This window comes from Sulfitobacter sp. M22, from assembly GCF_021736025.1.
GTDB lineage: Bacteria > Pseudomonadota > Alphaproteobacteria > Rhodobacterales > Rhodobacteraceae > Sulfitobacter > Sulfitobacter litoralis.
On the sequence record NZ_WMEC01000001.1, the window covers coordinates 1,466,959 to 1,492,769 of the forward strand.

28 protein-coding genes and 1 other RNA gene are annotated in these 25,811 nt (G+C 59.5%); 8 read left to right on the forward strand and 21 right to left on the reverse strand.

What is annotated here, in order from left to right; translation table 11 throughout:
- Positions 1-84: 84 nt before the first annotated feature.
- Together GLP52_RS07350 and GLP52_RS07355 are read right to left on the reverse strand one after the other, a co-directional pair.
- Positions 85-987 carry a DMT family transporter gene (locus tag GLP52_RS07350; protein WP_093733316.1) on the reverse strand — a complete coding sequence of 301 codons (903 nt, stop codon included), beginning with the start codon at positions 985-987 and terminating at the stop codon, positions 85-87.
- A gap of 37 nt (positions 988-1,024) precedes the next feature.
- The gene (locus GLP52_RS07355; RefSeq protein WP_093733317.1) at positions 1,025-1,621 is read right to left on the reverse strand and encodes a LysE/ArgO family amino acid transporter; all 597 of its coding nucleotides are present in this window, start codon (positions 1,619-1,621) and stop codon (positions 1,025-1,027) included.
- 203 nt (positions 1,622-1,824) lie between these two features.
- Between GLP52_RS07355 and GLP52_RS07360 the strand changes: the two genes are divergently transcribed.
- Positions 1,825-2,064 carry a hypothetical protein gene (locus tag GLP52_RS07360; RefSeq protein ID WP_093733318.1) on the forward strand — a complete coding sequence of 80 codons (240 nt, stop codon included), beginning with the start codon at positions 1,825-1,827 and terminating at the stop codon, positions 2,062-2,064.
- Positions 2,065-2,205: 141 nt separating this feature from the next.
- On the opposite strand, the gene GLP52_RS07365 is transcribed toward GLP52_RS07360, so the two are convergent.
- Complete coding sequence (locus tag GLP52_RS07365) at positions 2,206-2,946, reverse strand: YebC/PmpR family DNA-binding transcriptional regulator (protein ID WP_093733319.1); 741 nt, start codon at positions 2,944-2,946, stop codon at positions 2,206-2,208.
- A gap of 160 nt (positions 2,947-3,106) precedes the next feature.
- Here GLP52_RS07365 and GLP52_RS07370 point away from each other — a divergent pair, with 160 nt between their 5' ends.
- Positions 3,107-4,879 carry an SLC13 family permease gene (locus tag GLP52_RS07370; protein ID WP_093733320.1) on the forward strand — a complete coding sequence of 591 codons (1,773 nt, stop codon included), beginning with the start codon at positions 3,107-3,109 and terminating at the stop codon, positions 4,877-4,879.
- 79 nt (positions 4,880-4,958) lie between these two features.
- On the opposite strand, the gene GLP52_RS07375 is transcribed toward GLP52_RS07370, so the two are convergent.
- From GLP52_RS07375 to mgtE, 4 genes are all read right to left on the reverse strand, one after another.
- On the reverse strand, positions 4,959-6,731 hold the full coding sequence (locus tag GLP52_RS07375; RefSeq protein ID WP_237271972.1) for an SLC13 family permease: 1,773 nt from the start codon (positions 6,729-6,731) through the stop codon (positions 4,959-4,961).
- 150 nt (positions 6,732-6,881) lie between these two features.
- Positions 6,882-7,694, reverse strand: coding sequence for a TIGR00282 family metallophosphoesterase (locus GLP52_RS07380; protein ID WP_093733825.1), 813 nt, complete (start codon positions 7,692-7,694; stop codon positions 6,882-6,884).
- Positions 7,695-7,768: 74 nt separating this feature from the next.
- Positions 7,769-8,326, reverse strand: a complete 558-nt coding sequence (locus GLP52_RS07385; RefSeq protein WP_093733824.1) for a 5-formyltetrahydrofolate cyclo-ligase — start codon at positions 8,324-8,326, stop codon at positions 7,769-7,771.
- Positions 8,326-9,729 carry a magnesium transporter gene (mgtE, locus tag GLP52_RS07390; RefSeq protein WP_093733823.1) on the reverse strand — a complete coding sequence of 468 codons (1,404 nt, stop codon included), beginning with the start codon at positions 9,727-9,729 and terminating at the stop codon, positions 8,326-8,328. Before mgtE ends, GLP52_RS07385 begins: the two co-directional genes overlap by 1 nt.
- 117 nt (positions 9,730-9,846) lie before the next feature.
- Between mgtE and guaD the strand changes: the two genes are divergently transcribed.
- Positions 9,847-11,139, forward strand: coding sequence for a guanine deaminase (gene guaD / locus GLP52_RS07395; protein ID WP_237271973.1), 1,293 nt, complete (start codon positions 9,847-9,849; stop codon positions 11,137-11,139).
- 82 nt (positions 11,140-11,221) lie between these two features.
- Here guaD and GLP52_RS07400 read toward each other — a convergent pair whose 3' ends face one another.
- The 4 genes from GLP52_RS07400 to GLP52_RS07415 all read right to left on the reverse strand — a co-directional run bounded on the left by GLP52_RS07400 (position 11,222) and on the right by GLP52_RS07415 (position 14,306).
- Positions 11,222-11,662: a CAP domain-containing protein gene (locus tag GLP52_RS07400; RefSeq protein ID WP_237271974.1), complete on the reverse strand. Its 441-nt coding sequence runs from the start codon at positions 11,660-11,662 to the stop codon at positions 11,222-11,224.
- A 68-nt stretch (positions 11,663-11,730) separates the two neighbouring features.
- Positions 11,731-13,071: an 8-oxoguanine deaminase gene (locus GLP52_RS07405; RefSeq protein WP_093733821.1), complete on the reverse strand. Its 1,341-nt coding sequence runs from the start codon at positions 13,069-13,071 to the stop codon at positions 11,731-11,733.
- Positions 13,068-13,874, reverse strand: a complete 807-nt coding sequence (hisN, locus tag GLP52_RS07410; protein ID WP_208596067.1) for a histidinol-phosphatase — start codon at positions 13,872-13,874, stop codon at positions 13,068-13,070. Before hisN ends, GLP52_RS07405 begins: the two co-directional genes overlap by 4 nt.
- Positions 13,875-13,931: 57 nt before the next feature.
- Positions 13,932-14,306, reverse strand: coding sequence for a helix-turn-helix domain-containing protein (locus GLP52_RS07415; RefSeq protein ID WP_093733820.1), 375 nt, complete (start codon positions 14,304-14,306; stop codon positions 13,932-13,934).
- An 865-nt stretch (positions 14,307-15,171) separates the two neighbouring features.
- Here GLP52_RS07415 and GLP52_RS07420 point away from each other — a divergent pair.
- Positions 15,172-15,948, forward strand: a complete 777-nt coding sequence (locus tag GLP52_RS07420; RefSeq protein ID WP_093733819.1) for a Bax inhibitor-1/YccA family protein — start codon at positions 15,172-15,174, stop codon at positions 15,946-15,948.
- Between the two features lie 234 nt (positions 15,949-16,182).
- On the opposite strand, the gene GLP52_RS07425 is transcribed toward GLP52_RS07420, so the two are convergent.
- The 7 genes from GLP52_RS07425 to gatC all read right to left on the reverse strand — a co-directional run bounded on the left by GLP52_RS07425 (position 16,183) and on the right by gatC (position 21,085).
- Positions 16,183-16,872 carry a VIT1/CCC1 transporter family protein gene (locus tag GLP52_RS07425; RefSeq protein ID WP_093733818.1) on the reverse strand — a complete coding sequence of 230 codons (690 nt, stop codon included), beginning with the start codon at positions 16,870-16,872 and terminating at the stop codon, positions 16,183-16,185.
- Between the two features lie 126 nt (positions 16,873-16,998).
- Entirely contained in the window at positions 16,999-17,166 is a 168-nt protein-coding gene (rpmG, locus tag GLP52_RS07430) for a 50S ribosomal protein L33 (RefSeq protein WP_005852281.1), read from the reverse strand.
- Between the two features lie 182 nt (positions 17,167-17,348).
- Positions 17,349-17,760: RNase P RNA component class A (rnpB, locus tag GLP52_RS07435), an RNA gene on the reverse strand.
- A 100-nt stretch (positions 17,761-17,860) separates the two neighbouring features.
- On the reverse strand, positions 17,861-18,520 hold the full coding sequence (locus GLP52_RS07440; protein ID WP_093733817.1) for an N-acetylmuramoyl-L-alanine amidase: 660 nt from the start codon (positions 18,518-18,520) through the stop codon (positions 17,861-17,863).
- A 5-nt stretch (positions 18,521-18,525) separates the two neighbouring features.
- Positions 18,526-19,272 carry a hypothetical protein gene (locus tag GLP52_RS07445; protein ID WP_093733816.1) on the reverse strand — a complete coding sequence of 249 codons (747 nt, stop codon included), beginning with the start codon at positions 19,270-19,272 and terminating at the stop codon, positions 18,526-18,528.
- A gap of 38 nt (positions 19,273-19,310) precedes the next feature.
- Entirely contained in the window at positions 19,311-20,798 is a 1,488-nt protein-coding gene (gene gatA, locus GLP52_RS07450; RefSeq protein ID WP_237271975.1) for an Asp-tRNA(Asn)/Glu-tRNA(Gln) amidotransferase subunit GatA, read from the reverse strand.
- The gene (gene gatC, locus GLP52_RS07455) at positions 20,798-21,085 is read right to left on the reverse strand and encodes an Asp-tRNA(Asn)/Glu-tRNA(Gln) amidotransferase subunit GatC (RefSeq protein WP_005852277.1); all 288 of its coding nucleotides are present in this window, start codon (positions 21,083-21,085) and stop codon (positions 20,798-20,800) included. Before gatC ends, gatA begins: the two co-directional genes overlap by 1 nt.
- A gap of 190 nt (positions 21,086-21,275) precedes the next feature.
- Between gatC and GLP52_RS07460 the strand changes: the two genes are divergently transcribed.
- Complete coding sequence (locus GLP52_RS07460) at positions 21,276-21,968, forward strand: metal-dependent hydrolase (RefSeq protein WP_237271976.1); 693 nt, start codon at positions 21,276-21,278, stop codon at positions 21,966-21,968.
- Between the two features lie 7 nt (positions 21,969-21,975).
- Here GLP52_RS07460 and GLP52_RS07465 read toward each other — a convergent pair whose 3' ends face one another.
- Genes GLP52_RS07465 through GLP52_RS07475 form a run of 3 tightly spaced genes read right to left on the reverse strand, consistent with a single transcriptional unit; the run spans position 21,976 to position 23,488 of the window.
- On the reverse strand, positions 21,976-22,410 hold the full coding sequence (locus tag GLP52_RS07465; RefSeq protein ID WP_237271977.1) for a hypothetical protein: 435 nt from the start codon (positions 22,408-22,410) through the stop codon (positions 21,976-21,978).
- Positions 22,407-23,027, reverse strand: coding sequence for a DUF5671 domain-containing protein (locus GLP52_RS07470; protein ID WP_093733812.1), 621 nt, complete (start codon positions 23,025-23,027; stop codon positions 22,407-22,409). The genes GLP52_RS07465 and GLP52_RS07470 overlap by 4 nt, the downstream gene beginning before the upstream one ends.
- Before the next feature lie 5 nt (positions 23,028-23,032).
- Positions 23,033-23,488: a nucleoside deaminase gene (locus GLP52_RS07475; RefSeq protein WP_237271978.1), complete on the reverse strand. Its 456-nt coding sequence runs from the start codon at positions 23,486-23,488 to the stop codon at positions 23,033-23,035.
- Positions 23,489-23,552: 64 nt separating this feature from the next.
- Between GLP52_RS07475 and GLP52_RS07480 the strand changes: the two genes are divergently transcribed.
- From GLP52_RS07480 to GLP52_RS07490, 3 genes are all read left to right on the forward strand, one after another.
- On the forward strand, positions 23,553-24,563 hold the full coding sequence (locus GLP52_RS07480) for a pseudouridine synthase (RefSeq protein WP_237273474.1): 1,011 nt from the start codon (positions 23,553-23,555) through the stop codon (positions 24,561-24,563).
- A gap of 97 nt (positions 24,564-24,660) precedes the next feature.
- Positions 24,661-24,891, forward strand: a complete 231-nt coding sequence (locus tag GLP52_RS07485; protein ID WP_237271980.1) for a hypothetical protein — start codon at positions 24,661-24,663, stop codon at positions 24,889-24,891.
- A gap of 3 nt (positions 24,892-24,894) precedes the next feature.
- A complete protein-coding gene (locus tag GLP52_RS07490) occupies positions 24,895-25,782 on the forward strand; it encodes a 5-bromo-4-chloroindolyl phosphate hydrolysis family protein (protein WP_093733808.1) in 888 nt (295 codons plus the stop codon).
- Positions 25,783-25,811 lie beyond the last annotated feature (29 nt).

Consider the following 25,811-nt stretch of genomic DNA (forward strand, 5'->3'; position numbering starts at 1 on the left):
ATCTACGTTTATTGACTGACAAGTCAATAAAAACCTCAGGGTGGATCAACCCCCGATTTAGTCACATCCAAGCAGCCGGTGCCGCTAAAATTTCGTCGCCGGTGCAGCGGGTGTGATCTGGCGTTTCAACATCGCTTCGCGCCAGGTGATGAAGGTGACAGAGCCAAGGATCACGGCACCACCAAGAACAACCCAGATATCAATGGGTTCGGCAAAAGCAATCGCGCCAAGCGCCGTTGCCCATACCAGCTGCAGGAAGGTCACAGGTTGGGTCACCGTCAGGGGTGCAGCAGCAAAGGCCAACGTCATCGTGTAGTGACCTGCGGTTGCAAAGCAGGCGACAGCGGCAAGGATTCCGATCTCCTCCCATGTGGGGGTAATCCAGGATGCCAGTGCAAAGGGGGCCAGAAACAGCGTCACGAACAGCGACATCATCGCCACGACCACCGAGGGGCGCACCTCGTCCGCGAGCACTTTGGCCAGCAAATATGCCCCGCCAAACACCACCGCCGCGATCAACATAGCGAAATGTCCGCTGGTCAGTTCCCGAAACCCCGGCCGCAGGATGATCGCGGCCCCGACCAACCCGAGCACAACCGCAATGATCCGGCGCAGCGCAAGCGTTTCGCCCAAAAACAGCGCGGCCCCGACGGTAACATAAATGGGCGCGAGATAGTTCATCGCCGTTACCTCGGCGATAGAGATGCGGGTCATCGCGTAGAACCACAAGATCACCCCGATCCCGTGCAGCCCGCCCCGAACACTGAAAAGCGCCCATTGCCGGCGCGACAGCTTGGCCTCTCGCAGCGCGCCTATGGCAGGCAACAGGAACACCAGACCAAAGCCGTAGCGGATAAAAGCAGCCTCTGAGGATGGCAGGCGCGGCCCCATATGCTTGACCAAAGCGGTCACACAGATGAAACAAAGGCCGGTCACGACCATCCAGAAGATACCGGTGACGGGGCTTTGGGGATGTGCAGTTTTCATCTGCGCAACATTCCGCAATGCTTTGGCAAGAGCAAGGTCACATCAGTAGAAGTTTCAACGCAATGGCCCACATTGTCAGGGCGATGACGCCGTCCAGTATCTGCCAGCTGCGCGGCTTGCTGAAGAACGGCCCCAACAGCCGCGCGCCATAGCCAAGTGCAAAGAAGAAGACAAAGCTCGAACTGACCGCCCCCAGCCCGAAGGCAAAGCGGTTGTCATATTGCGCAGCAATCGACCCCAGCAGCACAACTGTATCCAGATAGACGTGCGGGTTCAGCCAAGTCAGTGCTAATAGGGTCAGGATCGTGCGGCGCAGGCTGGTCGGCGCGGTGCCATCGACCGACAGCGCATGCCCCCCCTGCCATGCAGACCGTGCATTCTGGAAGCCATACCAGATCAAGAACGCCGCGCCGCCAAAGCGCATAACCGTCTCGAACCACGGCACCGCCACGGCCAGCGCGCCAAATCCTGCCACCCCCGCCGCGATCAAAACGGCATCGGATAGGGCGCAAGTCAGGCACACCCAGAAAACATGCTGCAACCGCAATCCCTGACGCAGCACAAAAGCATTCTGTGCGCCGATGGCCAAAATCAACGTTAGACCAAGCGCAAAGCCGGGGAAAAAAGCGGTCATGTCTGGAGGACTCCGTCGGGAATTTGGGGTGGTATCGGCAGGATGCGACACCGCCGTTCACCAAAAAGCAAAACCTTCCCCCGCTGCAACCCCAATTTTATTATTGCGGGCGCGAAACATTTGCGTGATTGGGCCCGTTACTACTAGCGAACCACAGATAGAGCGCCTATCTGACCCCTCTAAGACAACCAAGGAATACTGTCATGTTCGACAATAAACAGAAGCTGGAAATCAGCCAGGATGAATTGGCGCTCATCGAAGCAGCCCTGCACACGCAATCCAAGATCCTAAGCGTGCAGGCAAGCGCAGGCGGCTCTAAGGCGTTGGGACGTTTGAACGACGTCAAGCGCGTGCTGTCAGCCATTGCGCAACAGCGTGCCCCCGAGACAAGAGCCAAACCCGCATGGGGTGGTCTGTTTCGTATGGCGCGACTTCTGGGATAAATTCTGGCCCAAGCGCTGATTAAAAAAACCGCCCCACTGGCAAGCCAGGGGCGGTTTTTTTATGTCTCTAAAGTCGTGGTGACCGGTGCCTGCAAAGGCGAACCCCGCGCCCCGACTGATATCAGAGGCGGGGCGCGCTGCTTAAAGCTGTTCCATCACCTCGTCAGAGGCTTCGAAGTTCGTCGTGACGCGTTGCACATCATCGTCGTCTTCCAGGGCGTCGATCAGCTTCATCAGCTTCTCCATCCCCTCGAGGTCCATCTCTGTCGTGGTCGTCGGACGCCAGACCAGCTTGGTGCTGTCGGATTCGCCGAGCTCGCCTTCGAGAGCGCTGCTTACTTCGTTGAGGTCGGTGTCCAGGCACCAGATCACATGCCCCTCGTCCGAGCTGTCAACATCTTCGGCACCGGCTTCGATCGCTGCCATCATGACCGTATCGGCATCGCCGACGCTGGCGGGATAAGTGATTTCGCCCTTGCGGTCGAACATGAAGCCGACGCTCCCTGTCTCGCCCAGATTGCCGCCGTTCTTGGTGAACGTGGAACGTACAGTCGACGCGGTGCGGTTGCGGTTGTCGGTCATCGCCTCGACGATGACAGCAACACCATTGGGGCCATAGCCTTCATAGCGGATTTCTTCGTAATCCTCGCTCTCGCCGCCAACCGCCTTCTTGATCGCGCGATCGATGTTGTCCTTGGGCATGGATTGGCCCTTGGCCTCTTTCACCGCAAGACGTAGACGCGGGTTCTTGTCCGGGTCGGGTTCGCCCATCTTCGCCGCGATGGTGATTTCCTTGGAGAGCTTTGAAAACACCTTGGCGCGCAGTTTGTCCTGACGGCCCTTACGGTGCTGGATATTTGCCCATTTTGAGTGACCTGCCATGGTGACCTCATATGCTAAAATTCAGTGTTGGCTCTCTATACGGCAGCCTAGGCACCTGAACAAGCCACCGCGCACGCAGAGGGGATGGCTGCGTTTGGGGCAGACAGCCTGTGGTGCGGCTGCTAGTGCTGCAAGCGCAGTTCACCCAAGGTATGCCGAAATGACCACTGACCAAATTATTCTGTTTACGCTATTTGCCGCCGTGTTCGGCATGCTGCTGTGGGGGCGTTTTCGCTATGACCTTGTGGCCTTTTCCGCGCTGATGGTCGCGGTGGTGCTGGGGGTCGTTGACAGCAAGGACGCCTTTGCGGGCTTTGGCCACCCCGCGACGCTGGTGGTGGCGCTGGTGTTGATCGTATCGGCGGGGCTGACGCGGTCAGGCGCGGTGTTGCTGATCACCCGCACGCTGGTCGATGCCTCGCGCAGTTTGGGCGGGCATATCACCCTGATGGGGGTGATCGGCGGGGTGCTATCGGCCTTTATGAACAACGTCGCCGCACTGGCGTTGCTGATGCCGGTCGACATCCAGACCGCTCGCAAGGCGGGGCGATCACCGGGGTTAAGCCTGATGCCCCTGAGCTTTGCCACGATCCTTGGCGGCATGGCGACGCTGATCGGGACGCCGCCCAACATCATCATCGCCTCGATCCGACAGGAATCCCTTGGCGAGCCATTTCGCATGTTTGATTTCGCCCCCGTGGGGGGGATTGCGGCGGCGGCGGGGCTGGCCTTTGTCGCGCTGATCGGCTGGCGCTTTATCCCGCAACGCGAAAACAACGTATTGGGCCCCGAAGACCTGTCCCCCTATCTGGCAGAGCTGACGATCCCCGAAGGCAACGCCCAGATCGGCAAGCGTCTAGCCGAACTTCAGGATGTTGCCGATAAGGCTGATGTCGCCATGCTGGGGGTGATCCGCGACGGCAAGCGCCGCTACGGCCAATCGCGCAACCTGCCCCTGCGCGCGGGCGATGCGCTGGTGCTTGAAGCGACCCCGGACGCGCTCGACGAGTTTCGCAGCACGCTGGATTTGCACGTCGCCGACGCCGACCGCGAGGACCGGCTGCACGCCGATGGCGAAGGGGTCGAGATCATCGAAGTCGTGGTTACCAGCGATTCCCGTATGAATGGCCGTTCGGCACAGGCAGTTGGTCTGTCGTGGCGGCAACGCTCAGTGCTGCTGGGGGTGTCGCGGCGCGGCAAACGCATCACGTCGCAGCTGCGCAAGACCGAATTGCAGGTGGGCGATATTTTACTGCTGCTGGTACCCCGCGATACCGCCTCCCATGTGGTTGAATGGCTGGGCGTGCTGCCATTGGCCGACCGCGGGTTGGCGGTGACTGAAAACCACAAGGTCTGGCTTGCCATCGGCCTGTTTGCCGGCGCGGTCACGGCGGCGAGCTTTGGGTTGATCTATCTGCCTGTGGCCTTGGGGCTGGTGGTGATTGCCTATGTACTGGCGCGGATCGTCCCGCTGTCGGAACTTTACACTCATATCGAATGGCCCGTCGTCGTCCTGCTAGGGTCAATGATCCCGCTGGGGGCTGCGCTGGATAGCTCTGGCGGGACGGAACTGATTGCCGGTGCGCTGGTCGGATTGACCCAAGGGATGCCCGCGTGGGTGGTGCTGACCGTGTTGATGCTGGTCACGATGACCTTGTCGGATGTGTTGAACAACACCGCCACCACCATCGTCGCCGCCCCTGTGGGCATCCAGATGGCGCAAAGCCTTGATGTCTCGCCCGACCCGTTCCTGATGGCGGTCGCCGTCGCGGCTTCAAGCGCGTTTCTGACACCCATCGGACATAAGAACAACACCCTGATCCTCGGGCCCGGGGGCTATAACTTTGGCGATTACTGGCGCATGGGGCTGCCGCTGGAGATCATCGTCGTAGCGGTATCTATTCCGGCCATTTTGGTGTTCTGGCCGCTTTAGGGGCAGAGCCAAGTGAAGGAGCCGGGGGCCAGCCCCCGGACCCCCGGAATTTAATCCATTTGGAAGCGCGGGCTGTGCGCTACCAGAACAACGGGATCATCAGGGAGACGAGCAACGACATCGACAGGTTCAAGGGAATGCCGATGCGCATGAAGTCGGTGAAACGGTAGCCGCCCGGACCGTAGACCAGCGTGTTCGTCTGGTAGCCAATGGGTGTCGCGAAGGCGCAAGACGCTGCGATCATGACCGCGACCACCAAGGGGCGCGGGTCCATGCCAAGCGCGGACCCGAGGCTGATGGCAATCGGCGTCATGATCACTGCCACCGCGTTGTTCGACACGATCTCTGTCAGGATTGTCGTCAGCAGGAACACCGCAAAGATCACATAGAAGGGTGACAGAGTGCCGAGGAAAGGCGCGATGTTGTCAACGATCAGGCTGATCGCGCCGGAGTTTTGCAACCCCGCCCCGACCGCAAGCATCGAGAAGATCAGCGCCAGCAGCCGGCCATCGACGAAACTGAACGCTTCTTCCGCGTCGATACAGCCCGTGACCAGCACCAGCGCCACAGCAAGCACCGCCAGCAGCAGGATCGGCGCGACGTTCAGCGCGGCCAAGACCACGATTCCCACCAGCGCCGCTATGGCGATCGGGGCATGCCCGCGCCGGAAGGCCCGCGCCGAAGGCTGCGAGACGTCGACCATATCCATGTCTGAGGCAAGCCGCTGGATATCCTCCATCGCGCCTTCGAGCAGGAGCGTGTCACCGACCTTGACGATGAGGTCGTCAAGCTGGCGGCCGATGTTCTGGTTGCGGCGGTGCACCGCCAGAGGATACACGCCGTAGCGCCGCCGCAAGCGCAGCGCCCCAAGCGTGCGACCCACCATTTTGCAGCCCGGTGTAATCAGCACCTCTACGGTAGAGGTTTCAACGGCGGAAACCTGATCGACACGTTTCAGTTCCTTGTTGGCCTGAAGGCTCAGCAGTTCCGTCATCTGGGTCCGCAGAACCACACGGTCACCGACCCGCAGTTCGACACTGGCAAGGTCGCGGCGCAACGACTGATCGCCGCGCACCACGTCTATCAGCCGCACGCCTTCGCGTTTAAAGAGCTGCACGTCCAGCACCTCGCGTCCGATCAGGTTGGAGTCCGGCGGGATCACGGCTTCGGTGAAGAACTTCATCTTGGACCGGTCCGACAACATATTCGCCATACTGTCACGCGCAGGCAGCAGCTTTGGCGCGAAGACAGCCATATAGATCAGGCCCCAGGCGCAGACCACCAGCCCGATGGGCATGATTTCAAAGATGCCAAAAGGCTCCAGCCCCTGCGACCGTGCGACACCATCCACCAAAAGGTTGGTCGAGGTCCCGATCAACGTCAGCGAGCCACCCATGATCGCGGCATAGCTAAGCGGGATCAACAGTTTGGAGGCTTTGGTGCCAAGCGTCTGGCTCAGTTGCACCACGACCGGAATCATCACCACCACCACAGGCGTGTTATTCATAACCGCCGACGCCGCCATCACCGCTATGATCACGCCCACCACCGCGGTTTTCGGATGCGTCTTGGCATAGCGTTCGGCCATGCGCGTCAGCACGTCCAACGCACCTGTGCGCACCAGCGCCCCCATCACGATAAACATCGCGGCAATGGTCCAGGGGGCCGAGTTCTGAAGCACCGCCTGCGCATCATCATAGGGTAAGATGCCAAGCGCCAGCATGATGGCCGCCCCCGATAGCGCCACGACCTCGGTCGGGAGGGATTCGCGCAGGAACATGACGAACATGATCACAACAACGGTCAACGCCAGGATTGCAGAGGTGCTATCCGACAGGTTTAGAAAGTCCATTCAGGTATATCCGGCCTTGGGCAAAGGAAAATCAGACTGCAGTTTCGTCGATTGCTTCGTCCACGGCAAGCGCCGCCTTGGGGCAACTGTCAGATGCCCCTGCCCTGCGCTATTCCGGATACGGGTCTGTCATCCCCCGCAGCATGGCGGTTATGGGGCGCTTTGCTGCAGCTTGCCGCCCTGACGCACAGGCACGATGCGGGTCGCCTTGCCGGTGCGGTCGTCCGTCTCGATATAGACGCCGGACAGGGTCGCTTCTTCGTTGGCGGGGGTGAACCGGTCCTTGGGCATGCCCGTGATAAACCGGCGCAGGGGTTCGGTCTTTTCCATCCCGATGACCGAATGATAGTCGCCGGTCATTCCGGCATCCGTCAAATAGGCTGTCCCGCCGGGCAGGATCATCGCGTCAGAGGTCGGCACATGGGTATGCGTGCCCACAACAAGGCTGGCGCGGCCATCGCACCAATGCCCCATCGCCATCTTTTCGGATGTAGCTTCGCAATGCATATCGACAATCACCGCAGAGGCCATGCCCCCCAGCGGATGGGTTTTGAGCACGGGTTCGAGCGCCGAAAACGGATCGTCAAAGGGGCGTTTCATGAAGACCTGACCAAGCGCTTGCGTCACCAGCACCTTGCGCCCGTTCTGGGCGGTGAACAACCGTGCGCCTTTACCCGGTGCGTTTTTGGAAAAATTCAGGGGACGGATGACGCGCGGTTCTTGTTCGATAAAGCTCAGCATGTCTTTTTGATCGAACGCGTGGTCGCCCAGGGTCAGGCAATCTGCGCCCGCGTCCAGGAGCGCTTTGGCGTGGCTGCCAGACAGCCCCATGCCAGAGGTGGCGTTTTCACCGTTCACCACGACAAAATCGAGCTTCCATTCCGTCCGCAAACGGGAAAGGTTTTCGCTGATTGCGCGGCGGCCCGCGCGGCCCATGACATCGCCGAGGAAGAGTATTTTCATACCCCCAGCGTTAGGCTGCGCAGCGCCCGAGGGCAAGGGGCGACGCTGGAGTTTTTGCGCTTGTGCCGGTCGGGCTAGCCGATCTCGATCACGCCCGTCTCTGTCACGATCAGATCAAGCGGCTGGTCTGTGGGTTCAAGCGGCAGATCGTCAACCTCTTGTCCCGCAAAGGCAAATCCGATCGCCAAGGTCGCCCGACGTGCGCGCAGCTGTTCAAGCGTGCGGTCGTAAAATCCGCCGCCATACCCCAGACGCCCGCCAGAGCGGTTGAACGCCAGCAGCGGTACAATCACAATCTCGGGGTCGAAAAAATCATCCAATGCAGGGATTTGCGCCCCGAATGCACCGTCCACCAGCGCGGTCTCGGATGTCCAGCGCGAAAACCGCAAGGGTTGCGCCGGCCCCATAATCACCGGCACACCCACGGGCCCATGCGCGGCCGCTTCGGCCATGGCAGGGCGCGGGTCGATCTCTGTGCGGATGGGGAGAAAACCGGACAGTGGCACGCCGCGATACCCTGCCAGCACTTCGCTTAAATACCCCGCCTGGGCTGCATTTGCCGCATCAAACAGCGGCTTGCGACTGGCGAAAGCCGCCTTGCGTGCCGCAGCTTTGGTCGCAGCCATATCCATTACAGCAAAACCGCAGCGGCCAGCCCGAGAAAGGCAAAAAAGCCCACGACATCCGTCACTGTTGTCACGAAAGCCCCAGAGGCAAGCGCGGGATCGACGCCGAAGCGTTCAAGCAGGATCGGGATGCCCGTCCCTGCCAGTCCCGCCACGACCATATTGATGACCATAGCCGTCGCGATTACATAGCCAAGCGCGGGTGACCCGAACCACAAAATACCGACGATCCCCATGATGATCGCGAAAATCAGGCCATTCACCAGCCCCACAAGACATTCACGACGGATCACGCGCCAGACGTTCGATCCGGTCAAATCGCGGGTCGCAATGGCGCGCACGGCGACGGTCAAACTTTGAGTGCCTGCATTGCCGCCCATAGAGGCGACGATGGGCATCAAAACGGCCAGTGCCACAATCTGCGTAATCGCCGCCTCGAACTGCGAAATCACCATCGACGCTGCGATCGCAGTCAAAAGGTTCACCGCAAGCCAAGGCAAACGCTGCTTGGTCGTCTCTATCACGCGGTCGGACAGAGACCCCTCCCCGACACCGGCAAGCCGCAGAATGTCTTCTTCATGTTCTTCGTCGAGCACCGACATGGCGTCATCAATGGTGATCACACCGATCAGACGGCCTTCGTCGTCGACAACCGGGGCCGAAATCAGGTGGTACTGGTTGAACGCATAGGCCACATCGCCTTCGTCACGTAAGGCGGGGATGATCTGAAATGTGTCTTCCAGAATATCACGCATGGGCGTAGCGCGCTTGGACCGCATCAGTTTGCCCAACGTAACATTGCCCACCGGATGCAGACGCGGATCGACCATAACAATGTGATAGAACTGGTCAGGCAGGTCTTCTTCGGGGGTAGCGCGCAGGTGGTCAATCACCTCGCCCACCGTCCAATGCTCCGGTGCCATCACGACCTCGCGCTGCATCAAACGACCGGCTGAATATTCAGGATAGGTCAGCGCCTGCTCAACCGCGACCCGGTCTGCATCTTCCAAGGCACCCAGAATAGTTTCGGCCTGCGCATCCTCAAGGTCTTCGATGAGGTCGACAACATCATCGCTGTCCATGTCGCGCACAGCATCCGACAGCACCTCGGGCGTCAGGATCGCAACGACTTCCTCGCGGATCGATTCGTCGAGCTCCGACAGGATTTCACCATCGAACTCACGGTCATAAAGCCGGATCAGCTTGGTCCGCTCAAAAGCGCTGATCTGTTCCAGAAGGTCGGCGATGTCGGCCGCATGCAGCGGTTCCATCAGCTCTGTCAGCTTGGCGGCGTCGTCGATTTCCACCGCATATAGGATGGATGCCACGGCCTTTTTGTTCAGCCGGTATGCCTCGGCTTCATCTTCAGCATCGGGGGAGAGTTCAAGTTCCTGCGCGTCGTCAACCATGGCTGCCCCCACTTGCGAATTTGTGCAGACCATATGCGGGGCAAAGCGCGGATACAATGGCGCGGAACCGCATCCAAACGGATTGTAGCCGCTGCAGGCTGGGGTTAGACAAACCGCATGAAAACACAAACACTCCTCCTTGGCCAAACGCTCCGATTTACGGGCAATCCCCTCTCTGACCCGTGGGAGGATACAGTCCGTATCGACAGCGACGGCGCGGTTCTGATCGAGGGCGCGCATATCAAGGCCGTGGGCCGCGCCGGCGATCTGCGCAAAGCACATCCGCAAGCAACGGTGAAAGACTACGGCGACCGGCTGATCTGTCCGGGATTTGTCGACGCCCATGTGCACTATCCCCAAACCGCAATCATCGCGAGCTGGGGAAAACGGCTCATCGACTGGCTCAACACCTACACCTTCCCTGAAGAAATGCGCCTGTCCGACCCTGAATATGCCCGCGATATCGCCGGGCGCTATCTGGACCTGACACTGGCCAATGGTACCACCACGGTTTGCTCTTTCGCCACCATCGCCCCCACCAGCGTCGACGCCATATTCGAGGCAGCGGCAGCGCGTGGCCAAAGGGTCGTAGCGGGCAAAACCTGCATGGACCGCAATGCACCCGACGGGCTGCGCGACACTGCGCAATCCGCCTATGACGACAGCAAGGCCCTGATTGACCGCTGGCACGACAAGGGCCGCGCCAGCTATGCGATCACGCCACGGTTCACGCCCACGTCGACGCCCGAACAGCTGGCGGCGCTCGGGGCGCTTTGGTCGGAACGCCCCGGCTGCCTGATGCAGACGCACCTGAGCGAACAGGTCGACGAAATTGCCTGGGTCAAAGACCTTGTGCCCCACGCCCGCGAGTATCTGGACACCTACGAGGAACACGGGCTGGTGCGCGATCGCGCCGTCTTTGGTCACGCCATCCATCTGACCCCGCGCGAGATCGACCGCCTTGCCGATAGCGGCGCATCCGTTGTGCATTGTCCGACATCGAATACTTTTATCGGGTCAGGTTTGTTCGACATGGCGCAAATCGCGGCGCGGCGCATCCCTATCGGTTTGGCGACAGACACCGGCGGCGGGTCGTCGTTCTCGATGCTGCGCACAATGGCTGCGGCCTATGAGATCGGCCAGCTGCGCGGCACCCCCACCCATGCAGCGCAGTTGATGTGGCTTGCCACCGCCGGCTCTGCCCGCAGCCTGCATCTGCACGACAAGATCGGCACGCTCGCCGAAGGATACGAGGCCGACATCTCCATCCTTGACCTCGCCTCCACCCCTGCGATCAAGCAGCGAAGCGAGAACGCCAAAAACACCTGGGCCCAGCTTTTCGCGACCATCATGATGGGCGACGATCGTGCGATCAGCGATGTCTGGGTCAACGGGGTGCGCCGAGGCTGACGCCAGCCTCCTTCATTTTGCCCCTTAAACTCCCCGCGGCGCGTCCCGCACGAAGAACAGGCAGCGCCGCCGCGGGTCTATCCTAGCAGGGCGCAGCCAATACCATCGCCCAAATGCGGTCTGGGCTCTGATAGAGACCAAAGGCGCGCGCCTTGCGGCTCATCATGTTGCGGAAATGCGGTGGTGACTGCGCCCATCCCTGCATCGCCTGCGCCAGTTCACGCTGACCCTTGGCAAGGTTTTCAGCGACATAGCACCATTGATACCCCTGCGCGCGCACCCGGTCGCCAACACTTGATCCATCAAGACCGCTGTGAGCGAAATACCCGTGCCGGGCCATGTCCAGCGCATGGGCGCGCGCTGCAGCCTCCAAGCGGGACGAATAAATTAACGGGGCGACGCCCTCGCGGGCGCGCATCGCGTTCAGCGTTTGCACCGATAGCGGGTCTGCCGCGGCAGAGCAGATCGCAGCAACGATCACCCCAATCGCGATGCCAAGCGGTCTAGCAATACGTGTTATCAAATCACCCTCGTTCCACAGCACTTATACAAACGGATTTCGTTCATAAACTCGCGCTGCCAAATGCGGTATCAAAGAGTATCGCGAAGGGCCCGCGCCAGTTGGTTCTGCCGCGCGATTTGCGCGGGCAAGTCTATCGTCACAACCTGCCCGTCCCTTACCACACTGCGCCCTTCGACCAGTAGATCCCGAACCGTCGTTGGTCCCGCAAGCAACAACGCGGCGGGATCCCAGCTGCCCGCGCTTGCAATCCCGCTAACATCCCAGATGGCGATATCCGCTCGCGCACCGACGGCGATCCGCCCGCATTCGGGCCGCCCTAGAATATCCGCCCCGCCCCGCGTCGCGATCTCTAGCGCCTCACGGGCACTCATCGCGTCGGCCCCGCCCGAGACCCGTTGCAGCAGCATTGCTTGCCGGGCTTCGGCCACAAGATTTCCGGCATCATTGCTTGCCGACCCGTCGACCCCAAGACCCACCGGCACACCTGCATCCCGCATAGCCCGAACGGGGGCTATCCCCGACCCCAAGCGGCAATTCGAACAGGGACAATGCGCAACGCCTGTCTTTGTTTGCGCAAACAACGCGATTTCGCTGGGATCAAGTTCGACGCAATGCGCGTGCCAGACATCGGGACCGACCCAACCCAGATCCTGCGCATATTGTCCCGGGCGACAGCCAAACCGCGCCAGCGAATAGGCAACATCTTCGGCATTTTCAGCGAGATGCGTATGAAGCATGACACCCTTGTCCCGTGCCAACAGTGCCGCATCACGCATCAACTCCCTACTCACAGAGAAAGGTGAGCAAGGCGCGATCCCAACACGGCACATAGAGGATGCCGCGCCGTCGTGGAAACCGTCGATCAGCCGAATACAATCCTCCAGTATCGCCGCCTCACGCTCGACCAAAGCATCAGGCGGCAAGCCGCCGTCGCTTTCTCCGATGCTCATCGCGCCGCGCGTTGGCTGAAATCGTATCCCCAGCTCTGCGGCAGCATGGATCGTATCTTCCAGCCGGCTGCCATTAGGATACATATAAAGATGATCCGAACTTAAAGTGCACCCCGACAAGGCAAGTTCGGCGAGCCCGACCTGCGCCGAAACAAACATATGATCCGGCGTGAAACGCGCCCAGATAGGGTAGAGCGTCTTCAACCAACCAAACAGCAGCGCGTCCTGACCACCCGGCACTGCCCGCGTCAGGCTTTGATAGAGGTGGTGATGGGTATTCACCAACCCGGGCGTCACCACACACCCTGATGCTTCAATCACCTCCCCCTCGGTTGACAGGTTATGGCCTACCGCTGCAATGACACCGTCAGCCAACAGGACATCAGCCGCGACCAATTCGCGACGCGTGTCATCCATCGTAAGAAGATAGTCGGCGTTGCGTATCAGCAGTTCGGTCATACCGGACAATTCTTAAGGAACTCTAAAGCTTCGGCGTGTATTTCGCGATTGGCTGCCGCAATTGCACGGCCGCCGTTATGCGCCGGGCCACCGTCCCAGTCCGTCACGATACCGCCCGCTGCCTGCACCACAGCAATAGGTGCTTGAATATCGTAGGGTTGCAGCGAGGCTTCGATGACCAGATCGACCTGACCTGAAGCCACCAAAGCATAGGCATAGCAATCCATCCCAAAACGCGTCAGCCGCGCCTGTTGGGAAACTTTGGCAAAGGCCGCACCTTCATGCGCCGAGCCGACTTCGGGAAACGTCGTGAAAACAGTGGCTTGGGCCAAGGGCTGGGGGCTTCGCGTTTGCAGGGCGTATGCCCCCGACGGTCCCATGACCTCGGCCCGTTCGCCATACCCTAAAAAACGCTCGCGAATATAGGGTTGGTCGATGATGCCGAAGAACGGGCCGTTCGCATCGCTGAGCGCGATCAACACGCCCCAAGTGGGCGTACCGGATACAAATCCGCGGGTTCCGTCGATCGGATCCAATACCCAGGTTAGTTCGGAAGTTCCTTCGGTGGAGCCGTATTCCTCGCCCAAGATTGCATCGTCTGGCCGTTCGCGCTCTAGAATCTCGCGCATTGCCCGTTCGGCTGCTCGATCAGCTTCCGTAACCGGATCATAGCCGATTTGAAACTTGTTGTCCGCAAGCAGATCAGGTTTTCGAAAATGGGGGAGTATTGCCGTACGCGCTGCATCAGCCAGTAGATGACCCACACGAAGTATATCGGGATCCGAATGCAAGTTCTGTATCATGGCTACCGATCTGACACTTTCGCCAGATCCTTGCAAGATAACAGTTTGCGTTAGCGATTAAGCAACATCACTCAGCACACGTGCCAATTCGAACAACCGCCGCCGCTGGTTTTCAGGGATGGCATAATAGGAGCGGATGAGGTCCATCGCTTCTTTATCCCCGACCAGATCCGCAGGTATGTTTTCCAGCCCCTTCTCGGCTTGAGGTTTTTCCGCCTCTAGCCCCTCGAAGAAATGGGCTACATTGACGTTCAAAGCAAAGGCAATATCCCAGAGCCTAGAGGCGCTGACGCGGTTTGCGCCTGTCTCATACTTCTGGATTTGCTGAAATTTTATGCCAACAAGCTCTGCCAGGCGCTGCTGGGTCATGCCGGTCAACCAACGGCGCTGTCGTATCCGCTGGCCAACATGAACATCTACTTTGTGAGGCATCACGATCTTCTTTCTAATTCAGCGCCCATAATTTCGACGCTTGCATTTGTATTATTGAGGAAGTGACCAATTCACGTGGTCCTTTCCGACAAAACGTGCTACTTACAAATCTCATCGCTATGCGCAAATAAAATGAAAATGGACATACGTTCAGTTATCATCCTATTCATCTGCGACACCCAATCACGCGTTGATTTAGCGGACGGATTACCCCTTATACGAGAAATAAACCTAGCGGGCGAAAGTTAAATTGCATATCTTCTTTGCCAATTCTGCACCTATAGTTAAGCTGCATCCCTGTTTACCATTCGCCTCAGGTGACCTTTCTTTGCTTAGGTGAAAATCAGATTATCTTATCTATCAACACTATAGACGGCACGGGATGTGACACTTTGACATCACCGGGTGGTACGCGGTGTTTCGCTCATAGCATAAATTAGCCGCGCATATGGCGCGGGTAACGATAACGTTATGTAAGTATGGCCAGCAGGCATCTCCGAGAATCATCAGGTTCATAGCCGGATGATTGCAACACAAACCTTAACACATCGTGTAGGGCTTGATGCTTGCAGACGCGACTTAATGCGCGTTCGCGATTTCCTAAAACAACACTATCGTTAGGTAAAACTTCATAGTTGTCTCTTAGCCTTGTTCAAAACGGGAAAGAAGCCCCCTACGCTTCTCTCTCTTCACAGTGCGTAAGGTGGATTGTGCGACATTTGGCATAGCATCGCCTCGAACTTTCGCTACCTCGCGTATTTGAGTACGAAACTACTTGAAAACAATGGCGTGGATGCCGATATTTGACACAATACCAAGGTCGGAAAACCGACTTTGCAACACGTCTATTATTTGGAGGATATTCATGGCCGACGTGAACACAATCCGGTCCGCTGCCGGATCCCGCGCCGCCGCTATCGATGAGGGGCTGCGCACCCATATGAACAAGGTGTATGGCACCATGTCTATCGGCATGTTGATCACCTTTGCAGCGGCTTGGGCCATTTCTGGTCTCGCTGTTACAACTGATCCTTCCGCTGCAGCGGCGCAGATTGGTCCTGACAAATATCTGACAGCTCTAGGGGCTGCTTTGTATACGTCGCCACTGAAATGGGTGGTGATGCTTGCTCCGCTCGCCTTTGTGTTCGGCCTTAGCGCTGCAATGAACAAGATATCGGCTGCGACGGCCCAAACGTTGTTCTATGCCTTCGCTGCGGTTATGGGCGTCTCGATCAGTTCGATCTTTTTGGTCTTCACCGGATATTCGATCATCCAGATCTTCCTTGTTACCTCTATTGCTTTCGCTGGTCTGTCACTTTGGGGGTACACCACCAAAAAGGACATCTCTGGCTGGGGAAGCTTCCTTATAATGGGGGTGATTGGTCTGGTGGTCGCATCGATCGTGAACATCTTCCTTGCCTCGCCCGCGCTGGTTTTCGCGATCTCGGCTATTGGCGTTCTTATTTTTGCTGGTCTTACCGCCTATGATACGCAAAATATCAAGAACACCTATCTCGCCCACGCGCACCACGGTGATCAGGAATGGTTGCAAAAATCCGGCATCATGGGGGCCCTGAGCCTATACCTGAACTTCATCAACATGTTCATGATGTTGCTCCAGCTGTTCGGCAACCGCGAGTAAGACACGTTGTCTAGCTTGATACGGCAGACATAAGAATAACGCCCACCGGCTTTCGATCCGGTGGGCGTTTTTTTTGTCGTAAATACACGAGAACTTTGGCGGGTGAAAATAGGTCTGAGCTGAACAAGCCTCGCCCGTTCAGACCAATTTGCTCCGTTAAGACATAACTTAGAACGGATGCTCCGGCCGTGTGCGAGACACCTCCCGCGTTGGACTTAGCGGCCTGCGGCGACCCTATACCGCCACTTCGAAGATGTGGCCCAGTCCAGCGGTTACCGCCATCGCTAGCACCCCCCAGACCACGGCGCGGATACTGGCAGCCCGCATGGGTGCCCCCCCGAGCCGGGCACCGCCACCACCGAGTAAAATCAGTGCGAGCACGGCAGTTACGGCAATTGGCCATAGCCCCTGCCCCACAGGCGCACAGAGCGCGGCGAGCAGAGGGAAGGCCCCACCTAGGGCAAAGGCAAGGGCCGAAGCACCTGCGGCCTGTAGCGGGTTCGCCTGCCCTGCCAAACCGAACATGCCAAGCTCTTCACGCGCATGCGCCCCCAGGGCGTCATGGTCCGTCATCTGCGCCGCAACCTCAACGGCGAGCGCGGCATCGACACCGCGGCTCTCTAACCCTTCGGCCAGCTCTTCCAGCTCGTAGTCGGGGTCTTCTTCCAGAGCGACGCGTTCACGCTCTAGATCAGCGGCCTCCACATCGGCCTGCGCCGAAACAGATACATATTCCCCTGCAGCCATCGATAACGCCCCTGCCGTCAATCCGGCGAAACCGGTTAGGGCGATATTGCCCGTCTCCATGCCTGCCGAGGTGACGCCGACCAAAAGGCTAGAGATTGAAACGATACCATCATTCGCCCCCAAGACGGCGGCGCGCAGCCAGTTGCTGCGGTTGATGTAATGGCCTTCCTTGGGCATGACCCGCCTCCTTGCGCTCAACGCGACACAGGCCCGCAACGGCAGGCCTGTTCAACTGTCCGGGGTATAGAAACGCAAAAGGCCGCGCACTAGGCGCGGCCCTCATATCGCGTCGACGGTAAGATCTTACTTGATCTTGCCTTCTTTGTATTCAACGTGCTTGCGAATAACGGGGTCGTACTTTTTGATGACCATTTTCTCGGTCATGGTACGAGCGTTTTTCTTAGTGACGTAAAAATGGCCTGTGCCCGCGGACGAGTTCAGACGGATCTTGATCGTGGTTGGCTTCGCCATAGTCGTTCTCCTGCAACGACGAGCCGGCCGCTGTTCGACCGCTCGTGAAATCCTGAGTTTTGGGTTCTAGTCACGCCTGCGCCTGAGTCAACCGCTATTTCGAACTCACGGCCCAAACGAACCGTAAAAATTGATATTTTCCGGCATTCCCACCCCGAAATAAGGAGAGCTGGCCCATAAATATGCGCGGAAGGCCTATAAGCCGGATTTTGTCCCCGCTTTACAACGGGGGATGACCATTCCTCTGACCACACAGTTACCTGCATGGCTACAGCTGCCAACCCGGACCTGCTGGGGCAGAAGTGGCCCCGCCTTGCCTGTTGCCAGACACGGCGCGCGGTCCCTATTTGGCATTGCTCCCGGTGGGGCTTGCCTTGCCAGAGATGTTGCCACCTCCGCGGTGCGCTCTTACCGCACCGTTTCACCCTTACCTCTTTGGTGGTATCGGTTGCCCGACCCGTCAAAGCGGCGGTCTGTTTTCTGTGGCGCTATCCGTCGGGTTACCCCGCCCGGGCGTTACCCGGCACCGTTTCTTCTGGGAGTCCGGACTTTCCTCGACCTTGTTACCAAGACCGCGGCCATCCAGCCTTCCGCGCGCTGCACGCCTAGCGCCTAAATTCGGGTGGGGTCAATGTGTTTCGCCAGACGGATGCCTTCGGCGAGGATTTTTAACCATTTGGAAACGGGTATGATGCTACAGATTATGCCCAAGGACCATATCATCAGCGCAAAGTGGCCCCTTGCGCCAAGGTGCAAAGCGCAGGCGTGTGCTTTGTAACAAAAGGTCTACGTCATGCGTGGCCGTGTAGCCCGCCGCACGTGCTGCCGTGACAAAGGCATCGACCGTAGGATCGACAGTCGCGGGCTCGCTGCTTCCTTTTCCGGCGAGGTTCTGTCGTGCAAGACGGGGCCAGTCGAACCGTGGGCCGGGATCTACCTTGCGCCCAGGAGCCATATCGGAATGGCCTATGACCCCTTCTGGCAGGATCGCCCAACGGTCCATGATGCCACGCAGTAACGTCTCGAGCATGGCCATCTGCGGTTCGGGAAACGGGTGAGTGCCCCGATTATCGAGCTCGATCCCGATGGAGCGGGAATTGATGTCAGAGTGCCCCTGCCACTCTCCGCCCCCCGCATGCCAGGCACGCTGATCTTCTGGCACCAGCGGCACTGTGTCGCCCGTCATGGTGATGAGGTAATGGGCCGAAACTTCGGCCTCGGGGTCACAAAGGCGCGCACAGGCGGCTTCGGCGCTATCCATTGCGGTATAGTGCAACACGATCAAAGAGGGCCGCAGCCCGTTCCGGCGCGGCCCATGATTTGGAGATTTATAGTGCAGCGGCGTGCCAACCATCCGGCCTAGCCCCGCACCCCTTTGCGGTAGGGGCTTGGATCCCAGTTGCAGGCATATCCATCGCCGTCAGGGTCCATGCCATCGCGGTCTTTGGTCGGCCCGCCAGCGCTTAGAAAGGCGATCTGTGCTTGATCGGGGTGTGAATACTGTGCGCAGGCCCGCGCGAACTTGCGTTCTTTGTTGAACCCGCGACGGGTATATTGCGCGGTGCCAACGGCATGGGAATTCTGCAATGCGTAGGCAACGATATTGGGGCCGGCGTCGGCGCGATCCGGAAGCGCCTCGGGCTGCACCACACGATATTGCGCACGGTTGGCCGCGATGCGGGCCGCATCGCCTTCGATACTGCGCTCATCGGCCACCGCGTCAAAGTTGTTCTCTTGCGAGATCCCCCCTGCCCCCAATACTGGCGGCGCAGGGTTCGACGGGCTGGCGTTGACCGGTGCCACACCCGAATTGGTCGCGGCATCGTTGCCCAGACCACCGGGACGCGTGGCATCGAGGATACGCGCCGTTGCAGCGGCCGTAGCCGCGGGGGAGCCATCATTGACGGCATCCAGCGGCGTGGCATCCACAGCAGCCGGTGCCGGCATGCTTGCCACCGCCCCGCCGGCCAGTGCCGTATCCCGCTGCGCTTGCGCGGCATCGAATGAGCCGTCGAACCCGACGCCCCGTCCACTGTCGGGGACCGCGGGTTGGCAGGCCGAAAGGGCGAGCCCCAAGGCTGCAACAATTGAACAACGTATCATCATCGGACCTGCTTTATCTGCTCTGGTTTATCGGCGGGGGTTTACCACCATTTTTGCGGCTTGGCTACAAAGCCGGCCGCCTGCTCTAGCGCATAGGCGGTAGACAGTAGATCGGCCTCTTCCCATGGGCGACCAATAAGTTGCAAACCAAGGGGCAGCCCATTGTCGCTGATACCAGTCGGCAGCGCGATACCAGGCAGCCCCGCGAGGTTCACGGTGACCGTAAAGACGTCGTTCAGATACATCGCCACCGGATCGGCATCCGTCATCTCGCCCAGACCAAAGGCCGCCGACGGCGTGGTTGGTGTCAAGATGCTGTCGATACCTGCTCCAAATGCGTCTTCGAAATCTTTCTTGATCAAGGTACGGACCTTACGTGCCCGGTTGTAGTAAGCGTCGTAGAACCCCGCGCTTAGCACATAGGTACCAACCATAACACGGCGCTGCACCTCGGCCCCGAACCCTTCGGCGCGGGTCTTTTCGTACATCTCGGTGATGCCGTCGCCGTGGTCCAGCTTGGCGCGGTGGCCATAGCGCACCCCGTCATAGCGGGCGAGGTTCGACGAGGCTTCCGCCGGTGCGATCACGTAATAGGCAGGCAAAGCGTACTTCGTGTGCGGCAAGGAAATATCGACGATCTCGGCCCCGGCATCGCGCAGCATGGCAATACCGTTTTGCCACAGTTTATCGATCTCTGCGGGGATGCCATCAATGCGGTATTCGCGCGGGATACCGATCTTTTTGCCCCGAATGTCGCCCGTCAGCGCGGCTTCGAAATCGGGTACGGCCAGCTCGGCAGAGGTGCTGTCTTTGGCGTCATACCCGGCCATAGCGCCCAACATGATTGCCGCGTCGCGTACGGTTTTGGTCATTGGCCCCGCTTGATCCAGCGAAGAGGCAAACGCCACAACGCCCCAGCGGGAACAGCGCCCATAGGTCGGCTTGATCCCCACAGTGCCGGTAAAGGCCGCAGGCTGGCGGATCGAGCCGCCCGTATCGGTGCCGGTTGCCGCCAGACACAGGTCTGCGGCTACAGCCGCGGCCGACCCGCCCGAAGACCCGCCGGGGGTCAGCGCAGTGTCATCGCCGGACCGCCGCCAAGGGTTCACAGCATTGCCATAAACGGAGGTTTCATTCGACGAGCCCATCGCGAATTCATCCATGTTGAGCTTACCCAACATCACCGCGCCACTATCCAGCAGATTTTGCGACACAGTGCTTTCATACTCGGGCACGAAGCCTTCAAGGATCCGCGACGCGGCCTGCGACGGCACACCTTTGGTGCAGAACAGGTCCTTGATGCCGATGGGCAAGCCACACATCGCAGGCGCATCGCCGGATTTGATCCGCGCATCTGCCGCCTTGGCCTGATCCATCGCAAGATCACCGGTGTGGTGCACGAATGCATTCAGCGCGCCCGCGCCCTCGATGGCGGTCAAACATGCGCCGGTTAGCTCGGCCGAGGTCACATCGCCTTTGCGCAGCGCATCACGTGCTTCGGCAAGACCCAGTTTGTTCAAATCAGCCATTATTCAACCACCTTCGGAACCGCAAAAAATCCTTCACGCGCATCGGGCGCATTGGCCAACACTTTGGCCTGCTGGTCGCCATCGCGCACCACGTCCTCGCGCTTTTTCAGCACCTGAGGTGTTACGGATGTCATCGGCTCTACCCCGTCGACATCGACTTCGTTCAGCTGTTCGATAAAGCCGAGGATATTGTTGAACTCTTGCGCCAGCGCGGGCAAGGCGTCGGGTTCGACCTTGATGCGGGCCAGTTTCGCCACCCGTGCGGCTGTGGACTCGTCAATGGACATGGGCGCTCCTTCATCTGATTGGGTGCCGTTTATCGCCCCCTGCCCGCCCCCGCAAGTCTGGCCACTGTTTCTAGCGCTCGATCGCGCCGGTTGATCCTTCATTTTGCCAAATAAACTCCCGCCGGAGGCTCCCCTTCGTACAAACACGCGCTACAGTCCGCGAAAGACACCACATAAAGGGAGACCAAAAATGGATATCATCTGGCTCGGCCACGGCAGCTTTCGCATCGAGATCGAGGATCAGATCCTGCTGATCGACCCTTGGCTTACTGGCAACCCGATGCTGGGCGACGCGCAGCACGATGCCGCACTGTCCGGCGTGACGCAAATCCTGGTGACCCACGGGCATTTCGACCACACCCAAGACCTCAAGATGGTCGCGGAAAAAACCGGTGCGCCGGTTGCGGGCATGGTTGAACTGATGGGGTATTTCGGCGCGCAAGGCGTGGAAAACACCACGGGCTTCAACAAAGGCGGCACGATCCGCTGCGGCAAGGTTGACGTGACGATGGTGCCGGCATCGCATTCCTCTTCGGTCGATGGGGACGCGGGCCCGATCTATATGGGGGCTGAAATCGGCTTTATGATCAAGGGCGAAGGTCACACGGTCTATGTGTCGGGCGATACCGATATTATGGCGGATATGGATTGGATGGGCGACTACCACAAACCCGACATCGGCATCCTGAGCGCGGGCGGTCATTTCACGATGGATATGGCTGGCGCGGCCTACGCGGCCAAGCGGTATTTCGACTTCAAAACCGTGATCCCCTGCCACTACCGCACCTTTGACGCGCTTGAGCAATCGGCTCAGGTGCTGGTCGACGGCTTGCCCGGCGTGGACGTGATCGAGCCCGAAGTGCTCAAGGCAATCACGCTATAGGATCCCCCTATTCAATAGAGACGGCACGCTCCCCGATAAAGCAGAGGGTGTCGTCGGCGCGCAGGGCAATGTTGCCTTGATCAAACGCAGCTTTGCGCGCCTTTTGCGAGTTCAGCGCCAGCGTCGTACAAACTTCGAACGCGGTGTCGCTGAAGCGACGATACACATAAGGTGCGCCGCTCGCTGGGTCGCCACTGGCAAGGATATCGTGCAGGCTGTGGCGCGTGCTGGGACAATAGGCGTCATCCGTCAGGGTCTGGGGCAGCGGCTTGCGCGGGTGGCCGATGCACATGAGATGACTGCGAAGGATCCGCAGGTCACTGATGCGCTGCTTGTCCTCGCGCGCCAGTCGCGCCTGCTTTGGTCCACCTATCACCATCAAACCACCGACAATGGCCCCGCCGACCAGCAAGCACATGCAGATCAGTAGCAGTTTGTTCACGCAGGGGCCTCTTCGCGCAGGTCCCGCACATAAAAACCGAATATGCCTCCCGCCACTACCAGTACCACCAGCGCCTTAACGATAAATTGCAGCGTCAGATCACCGGTCAGCAGTGCATAGATCGTGGCAATTGCATCCCCGAGCAGGGTCAGCGCAGCCAAGAGCAGCCCGATATAGATCATCCATTTGCGGATCGCGGACCGGTAATGCGCAGGGTCGCGCGCAAGTTTCTGCCGCTCCCGCAGGGTCAGCCAGAGGTACAGCGGCGCAGTCACGATCAACACGGCAACACCCCAGCGGATTGGCCGGTCACTGTCGCCGTCCCCTGTGGCAAAGACCAGATCAACCAGCGCCTGCAACACAACCACCAGATTGAATGCCCCAAGAATCAGGACGCAAAACGTCAGCGCATAGGTAAAGAAATCCCGCGCAGACACCGTCGCCACGGGGCGCGGAACGGGCGGAGAGAACGGCATCTCGTCCCATCCGTTCAGGGCGTCCTGCACCTCTGCGCTGCGCCAGCCCGCGTGGGCCAGCGCGGCAGCAATCTCGGGGCGGGACTTGCCTGCCGTCAGCGCGTCGCGCACGAAAATGCTTAATTCATCCCGTTGGGCCATGGGGCTTATCCTTTTCGTTTCGCAGCAAAAAACGTCTTCAGCAGCTCTTCGCTCTCGGCGGCGGCGATGGCGTCATAGACGTCGGGGGCGTGGTGGCATTGGGCATGGGAAAACACCCGCGCGCCCTGTGCCACTCCGCCTGATTTGGGGTCGGACGCGCCGTAGTACAACCGTGCCAGCCGCGCCGCGGAGATCGCCGCAGCACACATGGCGCAGGGTTCCAGCGTGACATAAAGTGCGTGCCCGCCCAGCCGTTCGGACCCCGCCGCAGCGCAGGCGGCGCGAATGGCCAGCACCTCGGCATGGGCGGTCGGATCATTCAGCTCGCGCGTGCGGTTGCCCGCTTGGGCCACGACAGTGCCATCAGCTGCGACAATGACCGCGCCCACGGGTACTTCGCCGCGGGCAGCTGCGGCGCGGGCCTGTTCTAATGCGAGGGACATATAAGAGGTAAAGCTCATTCATGTCTCATGCCCGCAAACGCCGCCCTTTCGCAAGCGCAGGAAACAGGGTAAGCGCTGTGGTATGAGCGAAGATACACCCTCCCAGCCCCCGAAATCCGGCACCCCACCCGGTGACCGTATTGCCAAAGTCCTGTCCCGTGCCGGACTTGCCAGCCGCCGCGAAGCAGAGCGTATGATCGAGGCCGGCCGCGTGCGGGTCAACGGCGCGCAGATCGATTCGCCCGCGTTGAACGTGACGCCTGCCGATGCAATCACTGTGGACGGCAAGCCCGTCGGCGAGCCCGAACCACCCCGCGTCTGGCTGTACCACAAGCCCACGGGGCTGGTGACCACCAATCGCGACGAAAAAGGTCGCGGCACGATCTTTGATGATCTGCCCGAAGACATGCCCCGCGTCATGAGCGTCGGTCGCCTTGACCTTAACTCCGAAGGGTTGTTGCTGCTGACCAATGACGGCGAGGTCAAACGCAGGTTGGAATTGCCCTCGAACGGCTGGCTGCGGCGCTACCGCGTGCGGGTAAATGGTCGGCCCACCGATGATATGCTCGAACCGCTGCGCAAGGGCATCACCGTCGATGGTGAGGATTTCCAGCCCATGACGGTATCGCTTGATCGGCAACAGGGTGCAAATGCCTGGCTTACAATCGGTCTTCGCGAAGGCAAGAACCGCGAAATTCGCCGCGCGATGGAAGCGGTGCACCTGTCAGTCAACCGTCTGATCCGCACCAGCTATGGTCCGTTCCAGTTGGGCGAGCTGAAACCCGGTGAGGTCGAAGAGCTGAAACGCAAGATCGTCCGTGACCAGCTTGGGCTTGAGATTGCGGATTCCACTGGTACCGCCGTCAAGAAAAAGCCCGCGCGTATCGTCAAACGAAAGACGCGCAAACCCGGAGATCCAGGCCCCGGTCGCCCCGGTCTGCCAAAAGAACCCGGCGACAAGACCGCCACCGGCAAAACCATCCCCGGCAAGCCCAAGCCCGGCTATGGCAAATCCAAGCCTGCCCGCACTGCGTTCGACGCCCCTGCGCCGCGCAAATTCGGCACCCGCGTGAAATCCACCCGTAAACCCTGATTTCTTTGGGTTTACGGCCTCTTGTCAGCTTCTTTTACGTGCGCGACCCTAGTCGATGGGCGGTACCGCGACTATATGTCGTGCAAAGGAAGGTCTGATGGGTAGATTGCTAGTCATTGTCGCCACGCTGGCGCTGATTGTTGCGTTTGTCGCCATTTTGGTGACAAACGTCGCAAAGATACTGGACGCAAGCCGTCGCGCATCGGCACCCGCGCAGGGACAGGAGATCTATCGCCCCATGGCACCGACACCGTTTCAGAAAATCACCTATGTCGCCCTGATCGTTTTGCTGTTCGGCGTGTCCACCGGCTGGCTTGGGGGGCTTTGATCCATGGCACAGCGCTTTGGCGGTAAATACAGCAATCAAGACACCGGCGGCGACGCGTCAGCCCCGCGTGAAGCCCGTGCAAAACGCATAGAGGTGGACCCCGCAAGCGGGCGGGCAACGCTCTTGTTCATCCCCGCCATTCCGCTGGTGTTCCTGTCATTGAACGACGGGGCTCAGGGGCTTGTCCTTGGCTTGGTGGCCGCAGCGGCGTTGACCGGTGCCGCGTGGATGCTGCGCGAAGGATTAAAAGCCGAAGCCGCCTATACCGCGCGCAAAGTGGCTGAACGCCCCGCCCTGCCGCGCAAGATCATCGCCAGCCTGCTTACCGGTGCGGGTGTGGCCTTGGCTGCCTATAAAAATGATCCCGGCCTGGTGGCCCCCGTGCTCTATGGCTTGGCCGCTATGGGGTTGCATGTGTCGGCCTTTGGCATCGATCCGCTGACCGCCAAAGGGATGGAAGGCGTGGACAGCTTTCAGAAAGACCGCGTCGCCCGAGTTGTGGACGAAGCCGAAAAGCACCTTGCTGCTATGAACACAGCCATTGCCCGCGCTGGCGACCGCCAAGCACGGGACCGCTTGGCTCAGTTTCAGGACACGGCGCGTACCCTGATCCGCACAGTGCAGGATGACCCGCGCGATCTGACGGGTGCGCGTAAATACCTGTCGGTCTACCTGTTGGGCGCGCGGGACGCGACGATCAAGTTCGCTGACATATATGCCAGCACGGGCGATGCGCAGGCGCGTGCCGATTATCTGGCCTTGCTGGACGATCTGGACAAAAATTTTGCCGCGCGCACCCAAAAATCGCTATTGGAAGACAAGACCGACCTGAACATCGAAATCGACGTGCTGCGCGAGCGGCTTTCCCGAGAAGGCGTGCGCCTCGATTAATCTGTCGCACCCGCAAGAACATAGGAATA